At 67.6% G+C, this 22,527-nt stretch carries 23 protein-coding genes; 18 read left to right on the forward strand and 5 right to left on the reverse strand.

Going from position 1 to position 22,527, the window contains the following annotated elements:
* Positions 1–39 precede the first annotated feature (39 nt).
* From AC3WLC_RS17035 to AC3WLC_RS17055, 5 genes are all read left to right on the forward strand, one after another.
* Complete coding sequence (locus AC3WLC_RS17035; protein WP_493685088.1) at positions 40–1,227, forward strand: MFS transporter; 1,188 nt, start codon at positions 40–42, stop codon at positions 1,225–1,227.
* A 31-nt stretch (positions 1,228–1,258) separates the two neighbouring features.
* Positions 1,259–2,293: an aldo/keto reductase gene (locus AC3WLC_RS17040; protein ID WP_493685089.1), complete on the forward strand. Its 1,035-nt coding sequence runs from the start codon at positions 1,259–1,261 to the stop codon at positions 2,291–2,293.
* A gap of 213 nt (positions 2,294–2,506) precedes the next feature.
* A complete protein-coding gene (locus AC3WLC_RS17045; RefSeq protein ID WP_493685090.1) occupies positions 2,507–2,872 on the forward strand; it encodes a YciI family protein in 366 nt (121 codons plus the stop codon).
* 2 nt (positions 2,873–2,874) lie between these two features.
* The gene (locus AC3WLC_RS17050; protein ID WP_493685091.1) at positions 2,875–4,137 is read left to right on the forward strand and encodes an RNA polymerase sigma factor; all 1,263 of its coding nucleotides are present in this window, start codon (positions 2,875–2,877) and stop codon (positions 4,135–4,137) included.
* A 202-nt stretch (positions 4,138–4,339) separates the two neighbouring features.
* Positions 4,340–5,116 carry a DUF899 domain-containing protein gene (locus AC3WLC_RS17055; protein WP_493685092.1) on the forward strand — a complete coding sequence of 259 codons (777 nt, stop codon included), beginning with the start codon at positions 4,340–4,342 and terminating at the stop codon, positions 5,114–5,116.
* Between the two features lie 19 nt (positions 5,117–5,135).
* Here the strand turns inward: AC3WLC_RS17055 and AC3WLC_RS17060 are convergent, their stop codons facing one another.
* Entirely contained in the window at positions 5,136–5,657 is a 522-nt protein-coding gene (locus AC3WLC_RS17060; RefSeq protein WP_493685093.1) for a MarR family winged helix-turn-helix transcriptional regulator, read from the reverse strand.
* Positions 5,658–5,883: 226 nt separating this feature from the next.
* Between AC3WLC_RS17060 and AC3WLC_RS17065 the strand changes: the two genes are divergently transcribed.
* The 10 genes from AC3WLC_RS17065 (at position 5,884) to lexA (ending at position 13,126) form a co-directional block, all read left to right on the forward strand.
* Complete coding sequence (locus AC3WLC_RS17065) at positions 5,884–6,309, forward strand: VOC family protein (RefSeq protein ID WP_493685094.1); 426 nt, start codon at positions 5,884–5,886, stop codon at positions 6,307–6,309.
* Positions 6,310–6,410: 101 nt separating this feature from the next.
* Positions 6,411–6,818, forward strand: coding sequence for a DoxX family protein (locus tag AC3WLC_RS17070; RefSeq protein ID WP_493685095.1), 408 nt, complete (start codon positions 6,411–6,413; stop codon positions 6,816–6,818).
* A gap of 29 nt (positions 6,819–6,847) precedes the next feature.
* A complete protein-coding gene (locus tag AC3WLC_RS17075) occupies positions 6,848–7,399 on the forward strand; it encodes an SRPBCC family protein (protein ID WP_493685096.1) in 552 nt (183 codons plus the stop codon).
* 55 nt (positions 7,400–7,454) lie between these two features.
* A complete protein-coding gene (locus AC3WLC_RS17080; protein WP_493685097.1) occupies positions 7,455–7,991 on the forward strand; it encodes a DUF1579 domain-containing protein in 537 nt (178 codons plus the stop codon).
* A gap of 131 nt (positions 7,992–8,122) precedes the next feature.
* Complete coding sequence (locus AC3WLC_RS17085; RefSeq protein ID WP_493685098.1) at positions 8,123–8,743, forward strand: anthranilate synthase component II; 621 nt, start codon at positions 8,123–8,125, stop codon at positions 8,741–8,743.
* A 14-nt stretch (positions 8,744–8,757) separates the two neighbouring features.
* Positions 8,758–9,771 (forward strand): anthranilate phosphoribosyltransferase, encoded by a 1,014-nt coding sequence (gene trpD / locus AC3WLC_RS17090; protein ID WP_493685099.1) that lies wholly within the window; start codon positions 8,758–8,760, stop codon positions 9,769–9,771.
* A gap of 8 nt (positions 9,772–9,779) precedes the next feature.
* Positions 9,780–10,592, forward strand: coding sequence for an indole-3-glycerol phosphate synthase TrpC (gene trpC / locus AC3WLC_RS17095; protein ID WP_493685100.1), 813 nt, complete (start codon positions 9,780–9,782; stop codon positions 10,590–10,592).
* Positions 10,589–11,077, forward strand: coding sequence for a cyclic pyranopterin monophosphate synthase MoaC (gene moaC / locus AC3WLC_RS17100; protein ID WP_493685101.1), 489 nt, complete (start codon positions 10,589–10,591; stop codon positions 11,075–11,077). The genes trpC and moaC overlap by 4 nt, the downstream gene beginning before the upstream one ends.
* Complete coding sequence (locus tag AC3WLC_RS17105; RefSeq protein ID WP_493685102.1) at positions 11,074–12,285, forward strand: molybdopterin molybdotransferase MoeA; 1,212 nt, start codon at positions 11,074–11,076, stop codon at positions 12,283–12,285. Before moaC ends, AC3WLC_RS17105 begins: the two co-directional genes overlap by 4 nt.
* Positions 12,286–12,388: 103 nt before the next feature.
* On the forward strand, positions 12,389–13,126 hold the full coding sequence (lexA, locus tag AC3WLC_RS17110) for a transcriptional repressor LexA (RefSeq protein WP_493685103.1): 738 nt from the start codon (positions 12,389–12,391) through the stop codon (positions 13,124–13,126).
* On the opposite strand, the gene AC3WLC_RS17115 is transcribed toward lexA, so the two are convergent.
* The gene (locus AC3WLC_RS17115) at positions 13,120–15,381 is read right to left on the reverse strand and encodes a ComEC/Rec2 family competence protein (RefSeq protein WP_493685104.1); all 2,262 of its coding nucleotides are present in this window, start codon (positions 15,379–15,381) and stop codon (positions 13,120–13,122) included. The genes lexA and AC3WLC_RS17115 overlap by 7 nt on opposite strands.
* A gap of 169 nt (positions 15,382–15,550) precedes the next feature.
* Between AC3WLC_RS17115 and gltX the strand changes: the two genes are divergently transcribed.
* The 3 genes from gltX to AC3WLC_RS17130 all read left to right on the forward strand — a co-directional run bounded on the left by gltX (position 15,551) and on the right by AC3WLC_RS17130 (position 19,659).
* Positions 15,551–16,969: a glutamate--tRNA ligase gene (gene gltX, locus AC3WLC_RS17120; RefSeq protein WP_493685105.1), complete on the forward strand. Its 1,419-nt coding sequence runs from the start codon at positions 15,551–15,553 to the stop codon at positions 16,967–16,969.
* 271 nt (positions 16,970–17,240) lie between these two features.
* The gene (gltA, locus tag AC3WLC_RS17125) at positions 17,241–18,530 is read left to right on the forward strand and encodes a citrate synthase (RefSeq protein WP_493685106.1); all 1,290 of its coding nucleotides are present in this window, start codon (positions 17,241–17,243) and stop codon (positions 18,528–18,530) included.
* A gap of 142 nt (positions 18,531–18,672) precedes the next feature.
* Positions 18,673–19,659 carry a Bug family tripartite tricarboxylate transporter substrate binding protein gene (locus AC3WLC_RS17130; RefSeq protein WP_493685107.1) on the forward strand — a complete coding sequence of 329 codons (987 nt, stop codon included), beginning with the start codon at positions 18,673–18,675 and terminating at the stop codon, positions 19,657–19,659.
* A 7-nt stretch (positions 19,660–19,666) separates the two neighbouring features.
* Here the strand turns inward: AC3WLC_RS17130 and lpxB are convergent, their stop codons facing one another.
* The 3 genes from lpxB to lpxA are packed head-to-tail and all read right to left on the reverse strand — an operon-like array spanning position 19,667 to position 22,514.
* On the reverse strand, positions 19,667–20,842 hold the full coding sequence (lpxB, locus tag AC3WLC_RS17135) for a lipid-A-disaccharide synthase (RefSeq protein WP_493685108.1): 1,176 nt from the start codon (positions 20,840–20,842) through the stop codon (positions 19,667–19,669).
* Positions 20,839–21,708: an LpxI family protein gene (locus tag AC3WLC_RS17140; RefSeq protein ID WP_493685109.1), complete on the reverse strand. Its 870-nt coding sequence runs from the start codon at positions 21,706–21,708 to the stop codon at positions 20,839–20,841. Before AC3WLC_RS17140 ends, lpxB begins: the two co-directional genes overlap by 4 nt.
* The gene (gene lpxA, locus AC3WLC_RS17145; RefSeq protein WP_493685110.1) at positions 21,705–22,514 is read right to left on the reverse strand and encodes an acyl-ACP--UDP-N-acetylglucosamine O-acyltransferase; all 810 of its coding nucleotides are present in this window, start codon (positions 22,512–22,514) and stop codon (positions 21,705–21,707) included. Before lpxA ends, AC3WLC_RS17140 begins: the two co-directional genes overlap by 4 nt.
* Positions 22,515–22,527 lie beyond the last annotated feature (13 nt).

The following is a 22,527-nucleotide window of genomic DNA, read 5'->3' on the forward strand; positions in this document are numbered from 1 at the left end:
GCTGGGCACCATCCCCTTTCGCCTGGCGCGGAGCCTCCCATGCCCATTGCCGTCTATGCCCTCACCGCCGGTGCCTTCGGCATCGGCACCACCGAATTTGTCATTATGGGCCTGTTGCTGCAGGTCGCCGCCGATCTGCAGGTCTCGGTCGCGATGACCGGCCTGCTGATCTCCGGCTATGCGCTCGGCGTCTTCGTCGGCGCGCCTGTCCTGACCCTCGCCACCCGCAAGCTGCCGCGCAAGCAGGTGCTGATCCTGCTGATGGCGATATTCACCCTCGGCAACATCGCCTGTGCGCTCGCCCCGAGCTACGGTCTCCTGATGGCGGCCCGCATCGTCACCTCGCTGGCGCATGGCACCTTCTTCGGCGTCGGCTCGGTCGTCGCGACCAGCCTCGTCCCCGAGGACAAGAAGGCCTCGGCCATCGCCGTGATGTTCACCGGCCTCACCATCGCGACCCTGCTCGGCGTGCCCGCCGGCGCCTGGCTCGGCCTGCATTTCGGCTGGCGCGCCACCTTCTGGACCATCGCCGGCATCGGCGTCATCTCCATGCTGGTGCTCGCCCGCCTCGTTCCGGCCGACAAGGGCAAGGTCGAGGTCGCGCCGCTGCGCCAGGAGATTGCGACGCTGGCCGACCCGCAGGTCTTGCTCGGCCTCGCCATGACCGTGCTCGGCTTCGGCGGCGTCTTCGCGGTCTTCACCTATATCCAGCCGATCCTGGTCGAGATCACCGGCTTTTCGCAGGAAGCGGTCTCGCCGATCCTGCTGCTATTCGGCCTCGGCCTGATCGTCGGCAACATGCTGGGCGGCAAGCTCGCCGACCGCAATTTGCCGGTCGCGCTGCTCGCGACCACCGCGACGCTCGCCATCGTGCTCTTCGCCATGACGGCGACGCTGCGCTCGCCCGTCGCAGTCACGATCTTCGTCGGCCTGATCGGCGCCGCCGCCTTCGCTACTGTCGCGCCCTTGCAGATGCGCGTGCTCGACAAGGCGGGCCCGGCCGGGCGTAATCTCGCCTCCAGCCTCAACATCGCCGCCTTCAACCTCGGCAATGCCTTCGGCGCCTGGCTCGGCGGCTTCACCATCGACCATGGCCCGGGCCTGGCCGCCGTGACCTGGGTCGCCGCCTTGGTGCCGCTGGCGAGCTTGGTGCTGGCAGTGATCAGCCTGCGCCTCGACAAGCGCCCGCAGACGGCGCTGCAGACCGCCTCCTGCCCGCAGGCATAAATATCAAAGACTTCGCATAAGGAACTGAACCATGGACTACAGATATCTTGGCCGTTCCGGCCTCAAGGTTCCCGCCCTCAGCTTCGGCGCCGGCACCTTCGGCGGCCAGGGCCCGCTCTTCAGCAACTGGGGCACCAGCGACGCCAAGGAAGCGACCCGCCTCGTCGACATCTGCCTGGAGGCAGGGCTCAACCTGTTCGACACCGCCGACGTCTATTCGAACGGCGCCTCCGAGGAGATTCTCGGCGCCGCGATCAAGGGTCGGCGCGACAGGGTCCTGATCTCGACCAAGCTGACCCTGCCGATGGGCGATGGCCCTAACGATGCGGGCTCCTCGCGCAGCCGGCTGATCGACGGCACGGAAAGCGCGCTGCGCCGGCTCGGCAGCGATCATATCGACCTGCTCCAGCTCCACGCCTTCGACGCCTTCACCCCGATCGAGGAGGTGCTCTCGACGCTTGACGCGCTGGTCCGCGCCGGCAAGATCCGCCAGGTCGGCGTCTCCAATTTCGCCGGCTGGCAATTGATGAAGTCGCTGGCGCTGGCCGAGAAGCACGGCTTCCCGCGCTATGTCGCCCATCAGGTCTATTATTCGCTGGTCGGCCGCGACTACGAGTTCGACCTGATGCCGCTCGGCCTCGACCAGGGCGTCGGCGCTTTGGTCTGGAGCCCGCTCGGCTGGGGTCGCCTGACCGGCAAGATCAGGCGCGGCCAGCCACTGCCCGAAGGCAGCCGCCTGCACCAGACCGCCGATTTCGGCCCGCCGGTCGACGACGAGAAGCTCTACGCCATCGTCGACGTGCTCGACGCGCTCGCGAAGGAGACCGGCAGAAGCGTACCGCAGATCGCGATCAACTGGCTGCTGCAGCGCCCGACGGTCGCCTCGGTGATCATCGGCGCCCGCAACGAGCAGCAATTGCGCGACAATCTCGGCGCTGTCGGCTGGGCTCTGACGCCGGAGCAGATCGCCCGGCTCGACAAGGCGAGCGCGACCGTCCCGCCCTACCCGGCCTTCCCCTATCACCGCCAGGAGGGCTTCGCCCGGCTCAACCCTCCAGTCGTCTAGCTCCTTCTTCTCCCACATCGTCATCCCGGACGCAGCGCAGCGGCGATCCGGGATCCATGCCTGAGCCTATGCGAAAGAGGTTCCGGAATGGGTCCCGGGTCTCCCTCCGGTCGCCCGGGGCGACTTGGTTTGAACGCAGCTTGATTTTTTCTGCCCGGCCTTGTCGGCTGCCGGCCTGGCCGAACGTCCTTGGCCTGAACCGGAGCGCCGCGCATGCACTACGCCATCCTTTGCTATCATTCCGAAGAGGTCGTGATGGCCTGGACGAAGGAGCAGAACGAGGAGGTGATGGGCCGCCTCGAAAAGGTCCGCCAGCGCATCGCCAAGGAAGGCAAGCTCGGCCCGGTCGCGCGCCTGCTGCCGACTACGGCGGCGACGACCCTGCGCAAGGACCGCGACCCACCGCTGGTGATAGACGGCCCCTTCGCCGAGACCAAGGAGCAGTTCCTCGGCTTCTACATCGTCGACGTCGCCGATCTCGACGAGGCGCTCGGCATCGCCCGCGAGCTCGGCGAGGCCAATCCGGGCGGCGCCTTCGAGGTTCGCCCGCTCGCCGTCTACTACCCGGCGGGAGTCTGATCATGGCGGAGATCGCCTGGATCCATGCGGCGCTGACCTCGGCGCGCCCTCAGGCGATCAGCGCCCTGCTGCGCTATTTCCGCGATCTCGACATCGCCGAGGAGGCCTATCAGGAGGCCTGCCTCAGGGCGCTCAAGACCTGGCCGCAGAACGGCCCGCCGCGCGATCCGGCCGCCTGGCTGATCTTCGTCGGCCGCAATGTCGCGCTCGACCAGGTCAGGCGGCAGAAGAAGCAGGAAGCCCTGCCCGACGAGGATCGGCTCTCCGATCTCGGCGATGCCGAGAGCGAGGTCGCCGAGCGGCTCGACGGCGGCCATTACCGCGACGACATCCTGCGCCTGCTGTTCATCTGCTGCCACCCCGATCTCCCATCGACGCAGCAGGTCGCTCTCGCCTTGCGCATCGTCTCGGGGCTCAGCGTCAGGCAGATCGCCCGCGCCTTCCTCGTCGGCGAGAGCGCGATGGAGCAGCGCATCACCCGCGCCAAGGGCCGGGTCGCCGCCGCGAACGTGCCGTTCGAGACTCCCGGCCCGGTCGAGCGCGCTGAGCGCCTCGCGGCCGTGGCGGCGATGCTCTACCTCGTCTTCAACGAAGGCTATTCGGCCAGCGGCGCCGAGGCCGACCGGCGACGGCCTTTCAGCGAGGAAGCGATCCGGCTGACACGGCTGCTGCTGCGCCTGTTCCAGACCGAGCCAGAGATTATGGGGCTGCTGGGCCTGATGCTGCTCCAGCACGCACGCGCCGCGGCGCGGCTCGACGCCGACGGCCAGATCGTCCTGCTCGATGATCAGGACCGTTCGCTCTGGGATCGTGAGATGATCGCCGAAGGCCTGGCGCTGGTCGACAAGGCGATGCGTCATCGCCGGCCCGGCCCCTATCAGATCCAGGCAGCGATCGCCGGCGTCCACAGTCGCGCTGTGCGGGCGGACGAGACCGACTGGGCCCAGATCGACATCCTCTACGCCACGCTGGAGCATATCCAGCCATCGCCGGTGATCACGCTCAACCGCGCCGTCGCCATCGCCAAGCTGCGCGGGCCGGAGGCGGCGCTGGCCATGGTCGAGCCGCTCGAACAGCAGCTCTCTGGCTATTTCTACTTCTTCGGCTTCAAGGGCTGGCTGCTGATGCAGCTCGGCCGCGACCGCGAGGCGCGCACGACCTTCAATCGCGCCATTGCGCTGGCCGGCTCGGCCAGCGAGGCCGCCCATATCCGCCAGCATATCGACCGGCTGATGCGCGAGAGCGGACGGGTCGCGGCCGGCTGAGACCGGCGAGCGATCGGTGCTTGAAATTTCTGAGGTGCCATGTCGGCACAACGCCCGCCCGTTCGTCCTTGCCTCAAAGGGGCGACGAGCGAATGGTGTCGGCTACGAACGGTCGAAGCCAAAAACTCGTCGATGACAACCGCTTGCCTCGGACTCCTGAGCTTCAGGATCCGAAGCGGCCAATGCAGCGAGGAGACCGACCATGACGCAGACCACCGTCAGCAAGGAAGACTGGATCGCCGCCCGCAAGGCCCTGCTCGTCAAGGAAAAGGCGCTGACGCGCCAACGCGATGCCATCGCCGCCGAGCGCCGCGCTTTGCCGCGCATCCGGATCGAGAAGACTTATGTCTTCGATACACCGGCCGGGAAGCAGACGCTCGCCGACCTCTTCCGCGGCCGCAGCCAGCTCATCGTCAAGCACTTCATGCTCGCGCCCGGCCAGTTCGAGGGCTGCGTCGGCTGCTCCTTCGAGGCAGACCATGTCGACGGCGTGCTGCAGCATCTCGAGCGCCATGACGTCGCCTATGTCGCGGTGGCGCGGGCGCCGCTCGCCGAGATCGAGGCCTACAAGACCCGCATGGGCTGGCGCTTCCACTGGGTCTCGTCCCATGGCAGCGACTTCAACTACGATTTCGACGTCTCCTACGCGCCGGAGCATCTCGCCAACGCCTTCTACAATTTCGAGACGATCGCTTCGCCGCTGGAGGACCTGTCCGGCCATACCGTCTTCGAGAAGGACACGGATGGGACGATCTACCAGACCTACTCGACCTTCGGTCGCGGCGCCGAGGAGCTGCTCGGCACCTATATGTATCTCGACCTGACGCCGAAGGGTCGCAACGAGACCGGCCCGGCCGGCAACCTGACCGACTGGGTCCGCCCGCACGACCGCTACGATACGCCCGGCAAGACCGACATGACCGGCCGCTGGCGCGAGGAGGCGTCAGCGTCCTGCTGCCACGCTCCGGCGGGGGGCTGAGGGCGAACGCGCTCTCGCTCTAGCCGATGTCGGCGCTCTCCAGACTGAGCGCGAGCTTGCGCAGCAGCGCCGCCAGCTCCTCCTGCTCGTGCGCACTCAGCCCTGCGAGCAGGTGCTTCTCCAGCGCCATGTCCTCGCGGAACGTCGCCTCGGCCTTGGCGCGGCCGGCCTCGGTCAATTCGACCAGGAGGCTGCGCTTGTCCTCCTCCGCCTCGCGCCGCCGGATCAGCCCGGCCGCCTCCAGACGGTTGAGGCGAGCCGTGAGCCCACCCGAGGAGATCATCAGCGTGCGGTAGAGTTCGGTCGGCGTCAGCCGCCATGGCGCTCCGGCCCGTCGCAACGTCGAGATCACGTCGAATTCGCCGGCATCGAGCCCATGGCGGGCAAAGACGGCCTCGATTCCCGGCCGCAGCCGCAATGTGATCCGGCGCGCCCGGCCGATCACCGCCATGGGCGAGGTATCCAGCTCCGGCAATTCCTGCTGCCATTGCCCGCGCAGCCGGTCGATATGATCGCCGCCCTGCTCCGTCCTGTCGCTCATTCCCGCCTCCGCAAATCCGATAGGGGGCATGATGCAAATATCTTGACATCGAGACAATATCGGATTTATCTTGCCATCAAGATAGATTGCAAAATGGCGTTGCGAAGAAATTTTCACTCGCCCTGTCGGAACGCCCGGACCGCCAACGTCCTTGCAGCAACCGACCGGACTTAACCGGTCTGAATCTCAGGCGAAGCACCTACCAACCCGCCATCGGAGTTCGACGATGTCCCAAGCTGCAGAAGCCATCCAGCCGCAAGCCCAGCCCGAGACCCGCGGCGGCGTCGTCGCCTATCTCGCCGTCGACGGTGCGGTGAAAGCCTCGGAATTCTACCAGAAGGCCTTTGGTGCTGAGGAAGTGGCGCGCATGCCGATCGACGAGAAGGGGCGGACCATGCACATCCACCTCTACGTCAACGACGGCTCGTTGATGCTGAGCGATCCCTATCCCGAGCACGGCTACGCCTGGGAAAAGCCACAGGGCTTCACCCTCACCCTGCGCGTCGACGACATCGACTTCTGGTGGAAGCGTGGCGTCGAGGCCGGCATGGAGGTCGTGACCCCGGTCGAGCTGATGTTCTGGGGCGACCGCTACGGCCAGTACCGCGACCCGTTCGGCGTGCTCTGGGCCTTGGTCTCAGCGCCCAAGTAAAGCATCGGCGCCGGGCAGCCGGCGCCATTCACATCGTCATTGGCTTCCCACCGGCTGCCTCCGCAGCCGGCAGGCGGAGCCTTGCCAAATCGGAGCTTTCCATGCCGACCACCACTCCCCCCACCGGACAGCTCTGGACCGGGCGCATCATGAGCGGCCTCGTCGTCGCGTTCCTGGTCTTCGACGGCGGCATCAAGCTCGCGCCGCTCGCCATCGTCACCGAGACGATGCAGCAGCTCGGCTATTCCGGCTCGCCGGAGCTGGCGCGCGGGCTCGGCGTGATGACGCTGGTCATCGCCCTGCTCTATGCGCTGCCGCGCACGTCATTGCTTGGCGCGATCCTGCTGACCGGCCTGCTCGGCGGCGCCATGGCGACGCATCTGCGCGTCGGCAGCCCGCTCTTCAGCCATCTCTTTTTCGGCCTCTATCTCGGCCTTCTGGCCTGGGGCGGTCTTTATCTGCGCGATCCGCGACTGCGCCGCCTGTTCCCCGTCCGTCTCGACGCCTGACCCGCACCCACGCAACACAGGAGAGTGCCATGCTCACATACATTGCCGTCGCCGTGCTCGCCCTCGTCGCCGGCATCCTCATTGTCGCCGCACGCAAGCCCGATGTTTTCCAGGTCAGCCGTTCCGCGACGATCCGGGCGACGCCCGAGCGCATCTTCGCTCTGCTCGCGGACTTCCAGGAATGGGGCGCCTGGTCGCCCTATGAGAAGAAGGATCCGGCGATGAAGCGCAGCTTCCCGGGTGCGACCTCCGGCGTTGGAGCCGTCTACGTCTTCGACGGAAACAAGCAGGCCGGCACTGGCGAACTCGCTATCGTCGAGGTCCAGGCGCCGGTGAAACTCGCCGTCACGCTCGACATGACTAAGCCCATGGCCTGCCACAACCTGATCACCTTCAGCCTCACCCCCGCAGAGGGCGGTACGCTGGTGACCTGGCACATGCAGGGCGCCTGCCCGTTCATCGGCAAGGTCATGGGTACGATCTTCAACATGGACCGCATGGTCGGCGACGATTTCGAGAAGGGCCTGGCCGCCCTCAAGCAGGCCAGCGAGCGGCCGCAACTGGTTGCTGCCGCGGCCTGACCACAGCGCATTCGACTGTTCACCCAGAGAGAAGCAAAGCCAAGGAGGAAGAACCATGAGCAACGCAGCAGAACTCGACAAGCCGCAAGCCGGTGACCTCTCTGGCTGCATGCCGGCCAAGCCCCAGGCGGAGCATGACTGGCTCCTCCAGCTCGTCGGCGAATGGACCTATGAAAGCGAGTGCATGATGGGTCCGGACCAGCCGCCGATGAAGTCTTCAGGCACGCAGTCCTACTCGTCCATCGGCGGGCTCTGGCTCGTCGGCGACGGCACCGGCTGCATGCCCGACGGCAGCCCGGCGAAGACCCGGATCACGCTCGGCTACGATCCGCTACAGGAACGCTATGTCGGCTCCTTCATCGGCTCGATGATGGGCAACCAATGGGTCTACACCGGCACGCGCAGCGCCGACGGCACGGTGCTGACACTCGACACCGAAGGCCCCGACTTCACCAAGCCCGGCAAGACGGCGGCCTATCAGGACATCGTCGAGATCAAGAGCCCGGACCATCACGTCCTGTCCTCGCGCGGCAAAAGCGAGGATGGCCAATGGGTCCAGTTCATGACGGCGCATTACCGCCGGGTGAAATGACGGCCCGGCACCGCCGCGATTGAACGCCTTTCGAGGGCGCGGAGCGACCAGCTCCGCGCCCTCCTGCTTGACCCGCACGCGCGTTCGGGGGCATGTGCAGCCCTGAGAAACTGGGTGGGAACGGCCTGGACGTGATGCGCATCCTGCTGATCGACAATTACGACAGCTTCACCTGGAACCTGGTCCACCTGATCGGCGGGCTCGGCGCCAAGGTCGACGTGCGCCGCAACGACACGCTCTCGGTCGATGACGCCCTCACCGGCGACCATGACGCGATCGTGCTCTCGCCCGGCCCCTGTACCCCAAACGAAGCCGGCATCTGCCTCGATCTCGTGCGCCAGGGCGCCGACAGGAAGCCGATCTTCGGCGTCTGCCTGGGCTTGCAGACCATCGGCCAGGTCTTCGGCGGCGAGGTCGTGCGCGCACCGCTACCGATGCACGGCAAGGTCTCGACCATCACGCACCGCGCCCGCGGCTTGTTCCACGGCATCAACGGCCCGCTCGAGGCGACGCGCTATCATTCGCTGGTCGTCCGCAGGGAAAGCTGCCCGCCAGAACTGTCGATCGAGGCCGAATCCGGCGACGGCATGATCATGGCGCTGTCGCATCGCGACCTGCCTGTGCATGGCGTGCAGTTCCATCCCGAGAGCATCGCCTCGGAGCATGGCGCGACGATCCTGCGCAATTTCCTCGATCTCGCCGAGCGATGGCCGCGCCAGACCAACAAAGCCGCCCTTTCCGCGACAGCCTGATCGATCGAGTTCCCATGGACGACTTCAAACCCTTCATCGCCAAGGTCGCGACCGGCGCCTCGCTGTCGCGCGAGGAGGCTCGCGACGCCTTCGAATCCATGCTCTCCGGCGAGGTCACCAACGCGCAGGCCGCCGCCTTCCTGATGGCGCTGCGCGTGCGCGGCGAGACCACCGAGGAGATTGCCGGCGCGGTCACCGCCATGCGCGCCCGCATGCTCCCCGTCGAGGCACCGGCCGACGCGATCGACATCGTCGGCACCGGCGGCGATGCATCGGGCTCCTACAATGTCTCGACGCTGGCCTCGATCATCGTCGCGGCTTGCGGCGTGCCGGTCGCCAAGCACGGCAACCGCGCGGCGTCCTCGCGCTCCGGCGCCGCCGACGTGCTGACCGCGCTCGGCGTCAAGGTTGGGCTCGAACCCGCCGGCACCGAGCGCTGCATCGCGCAGGCCGGCGTCGGCTTCATGTTCGCGCCAACCCACCACGCCTCGATGCGCCATGTCGCGCCGGTGCGCACCGAGCTCGGCACCCGCACCATCTTCAACCTCGTCGGCCCGCTCTCGAACCCGGCCGGCGTCAAGCAGCAATTGATCGGCGCCTTCTCCGAGACCTGGCTGGAGCCGATGGTCAAGGTGTTGCAATCGCTGGGGTCGAAGACGGTCTGGGCGGTGCACGGCTCCGACGGCCTCGACGAGATCACCACCACCGGCCCGACCCGCGTCGTCGCGCTTAAGGATGGCAGGATCGAGAGCTTCAATATCGCGCCCGAAGATGTCGGCATCGCCCGCGCCAGGCCGGAGGACCTGCGCGGCGGCGAGCCGGCGCAGAATGCGCAGGCGCTGCAGGATGTGCTCGGTGGGGCGAAGAGCGCCTTCCGTGACATCGCCGCCTTCAACGCCGCGGCCGCGCTCGTCGTCGCCAGCAAGGCGGCTGCGCTCGGCGAGGGACTGGCGCAGGCCTATGCGGTGCTGGACAATGGCAAGGCTAAGGCGGCGCTCGCGACCCTGGTCGCCAGCTCCAATGCGTGAGGCTGCCCATGTCCGATATCCTCAGGCGGATCGAGGCCTATAAGCGCGAGGAGATCGCGGCTGCCCGCGCCGCAGTGCCCCAGGCCGAGATCGAGAAGCGCGCCGCGGCTGAGCCCACGCCGCGCGACTTCATCGGCGCGCTCGAAGCCAAGCACCGCGCCGGCGGCCCGGCTCTGATCGCCGAAATCAAGAAGGCCTCGCCCTCCAAGGGCCTGATCCGCGCCGATTTCGATCCACCGGCGCTGGCCAGGGCCTATGCCGAAGGCGGCGCCGCCTGCCTCTCGGTGCTGACCGACACGCCCTCCTTCCAGGGCCGGCCGGAATACCTCGCTGAAGCACGCGCCGCTTCCGGCCTGCCCGGCCTGCGCAAGGACTTCATGTTCGAGCCCTATCAGGTCTTCGAAGCCAGGAGCTGGGGCGCCGACTGTATCCTGATCATCATGGCCTCGCTCGATGACACGGCCGCGCGCGAGCTCAACGCTACCGCCAAGGCGCTCGGCATGGCCGCGCTCGCCGAGGTCCATGACGAAGCCGAACTTGAGCGCGCGCTCAAGCTCGACACCAGGCTGGTCGGCATCAACAACCGCGACCTGCGCAGCTTCGAGCTCAACCTCGCCGTCACCGAGCGCCTGGCGCCGCGCGTGCCGAAGGACCGCCTGCTGGTCGGCGAGAGCGGCATCTTCAGCCATGCCGACATCGCCCGGCTGCAGGCCTGCGGCGTCAACACCTTCCTGGTCGGCGAGAGCCTGATGCGCCAGGCTGACGTTACTGCCGCGACCCGCCAGCTCCTGACTGGAAACGCCGCCGAGGCGGCGGCGTGAGCCGCCTCACCCATCTCGACCAGAAGGGCGAAGCCCATATGGTCGATGTCGGCGACAAGGCCGAGACCGTCCGGATCGCCGTCGCCGAAGGCCATGTCGTGATGCAAGCCGAAACGCTGGCCATCGTCCGCGACGGCGAGGCCAAGAAGGGCGACGTGCTCGGTACCGCCCGCCTCGCCGGCATCATGGCGGCCAAGCGCGCCCATGAACTGATCCCGCTCTGCCACCCTCTCCTGCTCTCGAAGATCGCAGTCGACCTCACGATCGACGAGACGCTCCCGGGCGTGCGCGTCCGCGCCGAGGTCAAGCTGACCGGCAAGACCGGCGTCGAGATGGAGGCGCTGACCGCCGTCAGCGTCGCCTGTCTCACCGTCTACGACATGGTGAAGGCGGTCGATCGCGCCATGCATATCGAAGGCATCCGGCTCGTGCATAAATCCGGCGGCAAGTCCGGAACCTACGAGATCGCAGGACAACTGGCATGAGCCTCACCCCTGTCCCGGTCGCGCTCAAGGCGCTGCTCGACAGCATACCCGGCCCGACGCCGTCCGAGACGCTGCCGCTGGCGCACTGCGCCGGCCGGGTGCTGGCTGAAGAGGTCATTGCCCTCAGGACCCAACCGCCCTTCGCCAATTCGGCCATGGACGGCTATGCCACCCGAGCCGCCGATCTCGAGCCGGGCAAGGAGCTCAAGGTCATCGGTGAATCCGCCGCCGGCCGCGGCTTTCCCGGCCCGATCGGCCCCGGCGAGACGGTGCGCATCTTCACCGGCGCGCCCATCCCCGACGGCGCCGACGCGATCCTGATTCAGGAACACGCCGAGGGCGTCGGCGGCCCGGTCATCCGCGTCACCAAGCCGGCGAACAAAGGCCAGTTTATCCGCCCGGCCGGGCTCGATTTCGAGACCGGCGAGATCCTGCTGAAGGCCGGCCGCCGGCTCGACAGCGCTGCGCTCGGCCTCGCCGCCGCTGCGGGGCATCCAACCCTGTCCGTCCGCCGCAAGCCGCTGGTCGCGATCCTCGCCACCGGCGACGAACTCGTCCTGCCCGGCGAGCCGGTCGGTCCCGACCAGATCGTCGCTTCCAACAGCTTCGCCCTCGCCGCAATGATCGAGCAGGCCGGCGGCACGGCGCTCGACCTCGGCATCGCCCGCGACAACCACCCCGATCTCGCCGCCAAGATCGAGGCGGCGCGCGAGGCTGGAGCCGATGTCCTGGTCACGCTGGGCGGCGCCTCGGTCGGAGAGCACGATCTCGTCCAGGCGGCGCTGAAGGCGCAAGGCATGGCGCTCGGCTTCTGGAAGATCGCGATGCGCCCGGGAAAGCCGATGATGATGGGCCGGCTCGGCGCGATGGTCGCGCTCGGCCTGCCCGGCAACCCGGTCTCCTCGATCGTCTGCGGCCATCTCTTCGCAATGCCACTGGTCGAGGCTCTGCTCGGCATCGCCGACCCCGAGCGCGATCGCAGCGAGCCCGCCATCCTCGCCACCGACCTGCCGGCCAATGACGAGCGCCAGGACTATCTGCGCGCCACGATCGAGACGGCAGGCGGCGAGCGTCGCGTCAGGCCCTTCGCCAAGCAGGATTCCTCGATGCTGGCGAACCTGTCGCGGGCCGAAGCGCTGGTGATCCGCCCGGCTTTCGCCAAGCCGGCCAAGTCAGGCGATCCCTGCCGCGTCATCCGGCTGCGCTGATCCATTCACCTTGCGGGAGGAAGCGCCTTGCGGAACACAAGGCGAACAGCTATGGTGTTCGTGCTTTGTTTCGATTCCAGCCCGAGAGGCGAGCGGCGCGACCATGCTGACACGCAAACAGTTCGAACTGCTTCGCTTCATCCATGAGCGCCTGCGCGAATCCGGCGTGCCGCCCTCCTTCGACGAGATGAAGGATGCGCTCGACCTGCGCTCCAAATCCGGCATCCACCGGCTGATCATGGCGCTCGAAGAGCGCGGCTTCATTCGCCGGCTCCCGAACCGGGCCCGTGCCCTCGAAGTCATCAAGATGCCGGACGGCATCGGCGGGCCGCAGGCACAGCGCGGCCGCTTCAGCCCCTCCATCGTCCAGGGCGGCCTTGGCCAGACTCCGCCGCCCCCAGCACCGACTGTCAATCTGACGAAGCCGCGCCCGCCGGCTGCCGAGGAGAGCGGGCGCTCGACCGTCTCGATCCCGGTCATGGGCCGCATCGCAGCCGGCACCCCGATCTCGGCGATCCAGGAACGCAGCCACAGCGTCTCGATGCCGGCCGACATGCTTGGCGGCGGCGAGCATTACGCGCTTGAGGTCCGCGGCGATTCGATGATCGAGGCCGGCATCCTCGACGGCGACACCGTCGTGATCCGCAAGCAGGACACCGCCAATACCGGCGACATCATCGTCGCCCTGATCGACGACGAGGAAGCGACGCTGAAGCGGCTGCGCAAGCGCGGCTCCTCGATCGCGCTCGAAGCTGCCAACCCGGCTTATGAGACACGCGTGCTCGGTCCCGACCGGGTCAAGATCCAGGGCCGGCTCGTCAACCTGATGCGGCGCTACTGAAGCGCCTCCAGATCCTGTGCCGGCTCTGCAGCTGTGGGGCTCGGCGCGGGAGCAACTGCGGGCTCCGGCGCCGGCCTCGGTTCCGGCCGCACCCTGGTCCAGGGACGAAGACGCGTGACCTCGTCGGCCGTAAACGCGCGCCAGCCGCCGCGGGCTGCGTGGTAGGCGGTCGCGCCGTCACGGACGAGCGCGCTGCGATCGATCAGGCGGGCGGCGCAAGGTGCCGTCCAATAGAGCGAGGTCACCACGAGATCGGCGCGCTGGCAGTCCTCGACCAGGGCAATACGATCGCGCGTATAGGCGACGCTGCGACCATCCGGCAGGCGAATGACGCAGCCGCGCGCATCGCAGGCGGCGCCATTGCGGAGCACCACATCATCAGGCGAGCGTGAATCGCCGTCGGCATGCAGCCATTGCATCAGCACGAAGCGGCTCGGCTTGCCGGCCAGCACCATCTTCCCCTCCGGCCCGCGCACCAGCACACCCGAGCCGTCGCGCTCGATCAGGATGTCGGGCCGCGACGGCGCCGAGGCCAGCGCCAGCCCACCGACCAGTGGCAGCGCCGCGAGGAAACGCAGCGCCGTCGTCCACAGGGTCAGCCAGAGCAGCGACAGCGAGAACAGGATCAGCGCGGTCGGGCCGAAGGCCGGCAGCACCAAGGTCGAACGGTCGATGCCGGCGACCCAATGGGCGAGCTGGAGCACATAGCTCGAGGCCCAGCCCATCAGCGCCCAGGCCGGCCAGTCAAGCCCGAACGGATAGGCGAGCACGCCGAAGACCGCCGCCGGCATCACGATCAGCGAGACGAAGGGCAGCGCCAGCGCATTGCCGAGCAAGCCGAACGGATTGAAGGTCTGGAAATGATAGACGCCATAGGGCGCCGTCGCGGCGGTGGCGACCATGGTGGTGGTGAGGATGCCGACGGCCGAGAGCCAGAGCGGGCGCAGCGGCCAGGGCCAGGACGCCGCCGCCGCATCGGGCGCCCGCTCCTGCCAACGCTCGGCGAAGGCGATCAGCGCCGCCACCGCCCCGAACGACATCTGGAAGCTCGGCCCGAGCAGCGCCTCCGGCTCGCGCAGCAGCACGATGATCGCGGACAGAGCGAGATTGCGCATGGAGAGCGCCGGCCGATCGACCAGGATCGCCCCGAGCATGACCAGCGTCATGATCAGCGAACGCTCGGTCGCGACATCGGCGCCGGAGAAGATGCAATACGCGGTGGCGCCGAGCATGGCGGCGAGCGCTGCAAGCTTCTTCACCGGCCAATGCAGCGCCGCCGTCTGCGACAGCGCGAGCAGCGCCCGCACCAGCCAGAAGATCGTGCCCGCGGCGAGCACCATGTGCAGGCCGGAGATCGAGACGATATGGTAGATGCCGGCGGCGCGCAGATCGTTGTTGGTCGCTTCGCTGATCAGCCCACGCTTGCCGGTGACGAGCGCCGCCGCCATCGCCCCCGCCTGCCCGCCCCCGCTGGTCGCGATGCGCTCGGTCAGCGCGTTGCGGGCCTGGTCGATCGCGACCGCCAGAGCGAGCCGGCGCGGCATCGGGATCGGCGCCGGCGCAAGCGCGATCTTGCCGGCAATATTGCCGACCGCGCCGACACCCTGGAAGAAGGCATCGCGGGCGAAGTCATAACCGCCGGGACGCGCCGGCCCGGGCGGCGGCAGCAAGCGCGCGGTCGCGCTGATATGGTCGCCGGGCTTCAGCGTCGTCACCGGTGTGGTGACGCGCACCCGCCGCGGCCGCTGCGCCGGCTCGACGCCCGGCAAGTCGGTGACCTGGACGACGATGCGCACGCCCTTCTCACGCTGCTCCAGCGCCTCGACAAAGCCGGTGAGCTTGCCTACATGATTGCGGGCAAGCGCCGGTGCCGCGATGTTGTCCGTCCGCCAGGTCGCAGCCGCAAAGCCGGCAAAGGCCGCGGCGACTGCGATGCAGATCGCCATGACGGTTCGACGCCGGCGCATCAGCAGGCCAGCGAGCGCGGACAGCACCAGCCCGGCCAAGGGTGCGGCCAGCCCCGGTTCGCGATCTGCCAGGAAATAGAGCAGCACGCCGGCGCCCATGCAGACCGGCAGCCAGTTGAACAGGCGGCGGCGCTCGATCTCGGTTTCGATCGCTCTGCGGAAGTGGTCGCCCCAATCGAGCAACGAGGCGGATAGCGGCTGGGCAAAATGGGCGACGCGCCGCAACCGCGCCGGCAGAGCCAGCGCGCCCACCCTGCTACGGCGCTGTTCTGGCCCGTAGGAGAGCATCCGTCCCCCGTCGCGGCCGCGCGATGATCGTGCCCCCTCCCCGCAGGAGGCTCTTAACGGCAGCCGGCAAGCCATGTTACAGCGGCGGCGCCGGATGTCAGCCCCGGCCGAGGCTCGCATCGAAACCGCCCTCGTCTTTTGCTTACCCGTTCCTCCGGAGCCTCCTTTCATGAGCGATACGGTCGTCACGCGCTTCGCGCCGTCGCCAACCGGATTCCTGCACATCGGCGGTGCCCGCACCGCGCTGTTCAACTGGCTCTATGCCCGCCGCCATGGCGGCAAGATGCTGCTGCGCATCGAGGACACAGACCGCGAACGCTCGACCGAAGGCGCGATCACCGCGATCCTCGACGGCCTCGCCTGGCTCGGCCTCGATTGGGATGGGCAGACCGTCTACCAGTTCCAGCGCGCCGCGCGCCATCGCGAGGTCGCCGAGCAGATGCTGGCCGCCGGCAAGGCCTATTACTGCTATGCGACGCCGCAGGAGCTCGAGGAGATGCGCGAGAAGGCGCGCGCCGAGGGCAAGCCGCTGCGCTATGACGGGCGCTGGCGTGATCGCGATCCGGCCACCGCGCCGGAAGGCGTCAAACCGGTGATCCGGCTCAAGGCCGAGCAGACCGGTGAGACGATCGTCGAGGACGAGGTCCAGGGCCGCGTCACCTGGCAGAACGAGAATCTCGACGACCTCGTGCTGCTGCGCTCGGATGGCAACCCGACCTATATGCTCGCCGTCGTCGTCGATGATCACGACATGGGCGTCACCCATATCATCCGCGGCGACGACCACCTGACCAATGCCGCCCGCCAGACGCAGATCTACCAGGCGCTCGGCTGGAAGGTCCCCAGCATGTCGCACATCCCGCTGATCCACGGGGCGGACGGTGCCAAGCTGTCGAAGCGCCATGGTGCGCTCGGCGTCGATGCCTATCGCTCGATGGGCTATCTGCCGATCGCGCTGCGCAACTATCTGCTGCGCTTGGGCTGGAGTCATGGCGACCAGGAGATCTTCTCCCCCGAGGAGATGATCGCGCTGTTCAACCTCTCCTCGATCGGCCGCTCGCCAGCCCGCTTCGACTACGCCAAGCTCGAGAGCCTCAACGGCCTCTATATGCGCCAGTCGGAGGATCACGAATTGATGAGCGCGCTGAAGGCGATTTGGTCGGAGATCGGCCCGCCGCGCGGCATCGGCACGGAGCCTGCTCCGGAGCTGGAAGCCAAGCTGATGGCGGCCATGCCCGGCCTGAAGGAGCGCGCCAAGACGCTGATCGAATTGATCGACAGCGCCTCCTATCTCTATGCCCAGCGTCCGCTGGCGCTGGAGCCCAAGGCGGCCGCCCTGCTCGACGACGCGGCGCGCCAGCGCCTGCCGAAACTGGCGGAAAAGCTCTCGGCGGTCGCCGATTGGGCGCCGCCACCGCTGGAAAGCGCGATCCGCGATTTCGCCGAGGAGAGCGGCGTCAAGCTCGGCCAGGTGGCGCAGCCCCTGCGCGCGGCGCTGACCGGCAAGACCACTTCGCCCGGCCTGTTCGACGTGATGGCCGTGCTCGGCCGCGACGAGGTGCTGGCGCGCCTCGCCGACGCGGCCTGATCGCTCCCAGAAAGGCTAATGGCCGGTCGGTTGAACCCCTCGCCGAATTGGTCTAGCAACGCGCTGCGGACCGGCTGCTCCCGCTGCCGGTCCGGCATAAAAAATGCTTCAAAATCAGTCCGATGAACCCTTCCCGCCTGTCCGCTTCCAGGTTTTCCGTCACGGAGCCGTCATCGTGGGACGTTCGGATGACGCCTGATTGCAGATGAGCGGCCGGCGTTTCCGTCCGACCGGGACATGACTGAAGAGCGAGCCTGAAAGGATCGGATCCATGAGCGGAACTACCAGCCAGTTGACTGTCGACGGCAAGACCGTCGACATGCCGGTCAAAACGGGTTCGATCGGGCCTTCGGTCATCGACATCGGCAAGCTCTACGGCCAGACCGGGATGTTCACCTACGATCCCGGCTTCACCTCGACTGCGAGCTGCGAGTCGCAGATCACCTATATCGACGGCGACGAGGGCGTCCTGCTCTATCGCGGCTTCCCGATCGAGCAGCTCGCCGAGCACGGCGACTTCCTCGAGACCTGCTATCTCCTGCTCTATGGGGAGCTGCCGACGGCGGCGCAGAAGGCGGATTTCGACTATCGCGTCACGCGCCACACCATGGTGCACGAGCAGATGGCCCGCTTCTTCCAGGGCTTCCGTCGCGACGCGCATCCGATGGCGGTTCTGGTCGCCTCGGTCGGCGCCATGTCGGCCTTCTACCACGACTCGACCGACATCTCGGATCCGCAGCAGCGCATGATCGCATCGATGCGGATGATCGCGAAGATGCCGACGCTGGCGGCGATGGCCTACAAGTACACGATCGGCCAGCCCTTTGTGTATCCGCTGAACTCGCTGGACTACACCTCGAACTTCCTGCGCATGTGCTTTGCCGTGCCGGCCGAGGAGTACAAGGTCAACCCGGTGCTGTCGCGCGCGCTCGACCGGATCTTCATCCTCCATGCCGACCATGAGCAGAACGCCTCGACCTCGACGGTCCGGCTCGCCGGCTCCTCCGGCGCCAACCCCTTCGCCTGCATCGCGGCCGGTGTCGCCTGCCTCTGGGGGCCGGCGCATGGCGGCGCCAACGAAGCGGCGCTGAAGATGCTCGAGGAGATCGGCAGCGTCGACAACATCCCGAAATACATCGCCAAGGCCAAGGACAAGAACGATCCGTTCCGCCTGATGGGCTTCGGCCACCGGGTCTACAAGAACTACGATCCGCGCGCCAAGATTATGCAGAAGACCACGCATGAGGTCCTGGCCGAGCTCGGCATCAAGGACGATCCGCTGCTCGACGTCGCCATGGAGCTCGAGCGCATCGCCCTGCACGACGAGTACTTCATCGAGAAGAAGCTCTATCCGAACATCGACTTCTATTCGGGCATCACCCTGAAGGCGATGGGCTTCCCGACCTCGATGTTCACGGCGCTGTTCGCGCTGGCGCGCAGCATCGGCTGGATCGCGCAGTGGAAGGAGATGATCGAGGATCCGTCCCAGCGCATCGGCCGTCCGCGCCAGCTCTATACCGGCGCCCCGAAGCGCGACTACACCCCGATCGGCCGCCGCTGAGCAGCAGCGACCTGAGACAAGCGAGGCCGCGACGGAACCCCGTCGCGGCCTTTATTGTTTCCAGAGATTGATGCATCAAACGCAAATGACGGTTGCGTCCAGCGCGCTACAGTCGCCGACCCGCAAAAGGAGTTTATCGCCCATGTCGAAAACCGAAGGTCTCAGCCGCCGTGGCTTCCTGGCCGGTGCGTCGGCCCTGCCTCTTGCCGGCACCGCCTTCGCTCAGGCTCCGTTCCCGACGCGGCCGATCTCGCTGATCGTGCCCTTCGCCGCCGGCGGCTCGACCGACATCGTCGCGCGCCTGGTCGGCCAGAAGATGGGCGAACTGCTCGGCCAATCGATCGTGATCGACAACCGCGCCGGTGCCGGCGGCAATATCGGCTCGACCGCGGTCGCCCGCGCCACGCCCGACGGCTACACCATGCTGCTCGGCACGATCTCGACCCATGCGCTCAACCCGGCGATCCTGAAGACCGTCACCTTCGACGCGGTCAAGGATTTCACCCCGATCTCGCTGCTCGCAGTGGTGCCGAACGTCATGGTCGTGCATCCGAGCTTCCCGGCCAAGACCGTGCCGGAGGTGCTGAAGCTGCTGAAGGACAATCCCGGCAAGTACTCCTACGCCTCCTCCGGCGTCGGCACGCCGCTGCACCTCTCCGGCGAGCTGTTCAAGTCGCTCGGCGGCGTCAGCATGAACCATGTCCCCTATCGCGGCGCCGGCCCGGCACTGAACGACGTCGTCTCCGGCGCGGTGCCGATCATGTTCGACAACCTGCCCTCCTCGGCCCAATTCATCCGCAGCGGCCAGTTGCGCGCCATCGGCGTCACCACCAAGGAACGCGTCTCCTCCTTCCCGGACCTGCCGACCATCGCCGAGGGCGGGCTCGCCGGCTACGAGACCTACACCTGGAACGCGCTGTTCGGTCCCGCCAACATGCCGCGCCCGATCGTCGACAAGCTCAACGCCGCCGCCAACGACTCGCTCAAGGACGCCAATGTGAAGCAGCGGCTGGAGGACGTCAGCGCCGTGATCGTCGGCTCGACACCGGAAGCGCTCGGCGAGCACGTCAAGGCCGAACTCGCGAAATGGGGTCCGATCGCCAAGGCGTCGGGCGCAGTCGTCGAGTAGTCGACTGTCAACCGCCTGTCGGCTCCCGAACAAGGGTGAGCGCCGCATCGACGGCGTTCGCCGCCGGGCTCGGGCCGGCGCTGCGCATATTCTGCTCGACAGTGACGAAACCGTCGATCTGGCGCTGGCGCGCCGGGCCGTCGGCTATCGCGGCGAGAAGCGCCGCCGCCAGGGCCTGCGGCGAAGCCTCGTCCTGGATGAACTCCGGCACAACGCTCTCGCCGATGATCAGATTGGGCAGGATCACGCTCGGCAGCTTGATGAGGCGCCGCGCGAGGACGGCTTCCCAGTTGGCGCCGCGATAAGCCGCGACGGTCGGCACCTGCGCCAACGCCAGTTCGAGCGTCACAGTGCCTGAAGCTGCCAGCGCCGCCCTCGCCTCGCGGAAAGCCGCGAGCTTCGCCGCCTCGCCCGTCACGATCTCCGGCTTGACGCGCCAATCGGCGGTGAGCTGCGCGATCGGCTCGACCAGACGCGGCACCGCAGGCAGCACGAAACGGGCGCGCGGCAATTGCTCGGCGACCAGTGCCACCGCCTCGCCGAAAGGCGGCAGCAGATGCCGGATCTCCGAGCCCCGGCTGCCGGGCAGGACTAGGATGGTCGGCGCTTCCTCGTCGTCGCGGCGCGCAGCCTCATCCGGCCCCGGCCGATACTCTTGCAGCCGTTCGATCAAGGGATGGCCGACATAGACGGTTTCAGGACCGCCGAGCCGCTCCAGCGCCGCCGGCTCGAACGGCAGAAGCGCCAGGATCCGGTCGACATGCGGCTTCATCCGCTTGGCCCGGCCTTGCCGCCAGGCCCATACGCTCGGGCAGACCCAATGCGCGATCGGCACGGTGGGCGCGAGCCGCCTCAGCTTCTTCGCGACGCGCAGGCTGAAATCAGGCGCATCGATGGTGAGCAAGAGGTCCGGCTTGAAGGCAGCAGCGCCGCGCGCCGCGTCCGACATCCGGCGCAGCAGCAGCGGCAAGCGCGCTACCACCGGGCCGAAGCCCATCACGGCGATATCTTCCTGCGGGAAGACGCTATGCAGCCCTTCGGCGATCAGCGCCTCGCCACCGACGCCCGACAGCTCAAGCGGCCGGTCGCCCAGCACCTCGCGCAGCCGCGCTACGAAGCGTGCGCCGAGCGCATCGCCCGAGGCTTCGCCGGCGACGACGAACAGCCTGAACGGACGGCTCACGCCACGCCCTCGATGAACAGGCCGGAAGTATCCGCCAGCGTCGCCAGCCGCTCGCGATCGCCGATCAGCACGCTGCCGGCCTTGACCGCAATGCCGGCAAGGCCGGCGGCGGCGACGCGCGCCACCGTCTCCGGGCCGATCGCCGGCATGTCGACCCTGAGGTCCTGCCCGAACTTGGGCGCTTTGACCAGCACGCCGTCGCCCTTACCTGGCTTGAGGCGCCCCGACTGGACGAGGCCGGCGACACGCTCGATCATCGCGTCGGTTCCTTCCGCCGCCTCGACGGCGACGACGCGATGATCGGCGATGATCGCCGCCTGCCCGATGTCGAAGGGCGAGAGCGCCGCAAGCAGATTGAAGCCGGTCGCGATCGCCTCGCGCGCGACGGCCGCAGGCTTGTGACGCCCAAGCGCTCCAACCGGCGCGACGAGATCGGGCGCGAGATCGGCCGGCCCGAGCACGCGTAGCCCCTGGCCCTCGAAGAAGGTGACGACGCCGCGCAGCAGATGATCGTCGCCGCCCTGGAAGGCACGGGCGAAGTGAGGCAGGTATTTCAGGGTCGACAATTCCGGAGCCAGCGAGCCGAAGCTCGGCCGCGGCAAGGCGCCGACCATGACGACCTCGTCGATCTCGCGACGCTTGATCTCGTCGAGGAAACGCCCGAGCTGGCCAAGACGATACTCCTTGGCGTCATAGGCGGCATAGTCGGCCGGATCGCCCGCGCCGGAGAGCACAGCGACATAGACGCTGGCGCCCTGCGCCGTGGCCGCGCCGGCAACCCGCACCGGATAATCACCGCGGCCGGCCAGGACGGCAATGCGCCGTCCCTGCGGCCGTCCTGCCGCATCGGCCGCCTTTGTGCTCACCGTTCGGGCGCGTTGACGTCGCGCGGCACCGAAATCCCCCGATCGCCGCCGGCGCGGATGAAATCGAGGATCTCGTGGATCAGCGGGTGTTCGGCGAATTCGGCAGCGACGTCTTCGACGCGCTCCGAGAGCGTGCCTTCGTCGGCGAAGAGCAGGCGATAGGCGCGGCGCAGTTCGTGGATCTGCTCGCGCGAGAAGCCGCGGCGCTTCAGGCCGACGAGATTGAGCCCGGCGAGATGGGCCGGGTTGTCGCGCACCATGCCGAATGGGATGACGTCGAGCAGGACCCCCGAACCGCCGCCGATGAAGGCATGATCGCCGATCCGAACGAACTGTTGCAGCCCGGTGCCGCCGCTGACGATGACGAAATCGCCGACCGTGACGTGCCCGGCGCACATGACGTTGTTCGAGAAGATGACGTTGTTGCCGATCACGCTGTCATGACCGACATGCGAGTTGGCCAGGAACAGGCCGCGATCGCCAACGACGGTCTTCATGCCGCCGCCCTCGGTGCCTGGATTCATCGTCACGCCTTCGCGGATCACGCAATCGGCGCCGATCGCCAGCGTCGACAGCTCGCCCTTGTACTTCAGATCCTGTGGCGGGTGGCCGATCGAGGCGAAGGGATAGATCTTGGTGCGTGGTCCGATCGTCGTACGCCCGGCAACGACGACGTGGCTGATCAGCTCGACGCCGTCGCCAAGGACGACATCGGGGCCGACCGTACAGAACGGGCCGACCTTGACGCCGGCCCCGAGTTTGGCGGCCGGATCGACGATCGCCATCGGATGGATCGATGTGCTCATGGCAGTATCCTGC

Source organism: Allobosea sp. GW821-FHT03A12, assembly GCF_058986765.1.

What these genes read in the sequence shown, in the direction of transcription:
- AC3WLC_RS17035 (WP_493685088.1), top strand. Translation starts at nt 40, where the DNA reads ATGCCCATTGCCGTCTATGCCCTCACCGCCGGTGCCTTCGGCATCGGC.
- AC3WLC_RS17040 (WP_493685089.1), top strand. Translation starts at nt 1,259, where the DNA reads ATGGACTACAGATATCTTGGCCGTTCCGGCCTCAAGGTTCCCGCCCTC.
- AC3WLC_RS17045 (WP_493685090.1), top strand. Translation starts at nt 2,507, where the DNA reads ATGCACTACGCCATCCTTTGCTATCATTCCGAAGAGGTCGTGATGGCC.
- AC3WLC_RS17050 (WP_493685091.1), top strand. Translation starts at nt 2,875, where the DNA reads ATGGCGGAGATCGCCTGGATCCATGCGGCGCTGACCTCGGCGCGCCCT.
- AC3WLC_RS17055 (WP_493685092.1), top strand. Translation starts at nt 4,340, where the DNA reads ATGACGCAGACCACCGTCAGCAAGGAAGACTGGATCGCCGCCCGCAAG.
- AC3WLC_RS17060 (WP_493685093.1), bottom strand. Translation starts at nt 5,657, where the DNA reads ATGAGCGACAGGACGGAGCAGGGCGGCGATCATATCGACCGGCTGCGC.
- AC3WLC_RS17065 (WP_493685094.1), top strand. Translation starts at nt 5,884, where the DNA reads ATGTCCCAAGCTGCAGAAGCCATCCAGCCGCAAGCCCAGCCCGAGACC.
- AC3WLC_RS17070 (WP_493685095.1), top strand. Translation starts at nt 6,411, where the DNA reads ATGCCGACCACCACTCCCCCCACCGGACAGCTCTGGACCGGGCGCATC.
- AC3WLC_RS17075 (WP_493685096.1), top strand. Translation starts at nt 6,848, where the DNA reads ATGCTCACATACATTGCCGTCGCCGTGCTCGCCCTCGTCGCCGGCATC.
- AC3WLC_RS17080 (WP_493685097.1), top strand. Translation starts at nt 7,455, where the DNA reads ATGAGCAACGCAGCAGAACTCGACAAGCCGCAAGCCGGTGACCTCTCT.
- trpD (WP_493685099.1), top strand. Translation starts at nt 8,758, where the DNA reads ATGGACGACTTCAAACCCTTCATCGCCAAGGTCGCGACCGGCGCCTCG.
- trpC (WP_493685100.1), top strand. Translation starts at nt 9,780, where the DNA reads ATGTCCGATATCCTCAGGCGGATCGAGGCCTATAAGCGCGAGGAGATC.
- AC3WLC_RS17105 (WP_493685102.1), top strand. Translation starts at nt 11,074, where the DNA reads ATGAGCCTCACCCCTGTCCCGGTCGCGCTCAAGGCGCTGCTCGACAGC.
- lexA (WP_493685103.1), top strand. Translation starts at nt 12,389, where the DNA reads ATGCTGACACGCAAACAGTTCGAACTGCTTCGCTTCATCCATGAGCGC.
- AC3WLC_RS17115 (WP_493685104.1), bottom strand. Translation starts at nt 15,381, where the DNA reads ATGCTCTCCTACGGGCCAGAACAGCGCCGTAGCAGGGTGGGCGCGCTG.
- gltX (WP_493685105.1), top strand. Translation starts at nt 15,551, where the DNA reads ATGAGCGATACGGTCGTCACGCGCTTCGCGCCGTCGCCAACCGGATTC.
- gltA (WP_493685106.1), top strand. Translation starts at nt 17,241, where the DNA reads ATGAGCGGAACTACCAGCCAGTTGACTGTCGACGGCAAGACCGTCGAC.
- AC3WLC_RS17130 (WP_493685107.1), top strand. Translation starts at nt 18,673, where the DNA reads ATGTCGAAAACCGAAGGTCTCAGCCGCCGTGGCTTCCTGGCCGGTGCG.
- lpxA (WP_493685110.1), bottom strand. Translation starts at nt 22,514, where the DNA reads ATGAGCACATCGATCCATCCGATGGCGATCGTCGATCCGGCCGCCAAA.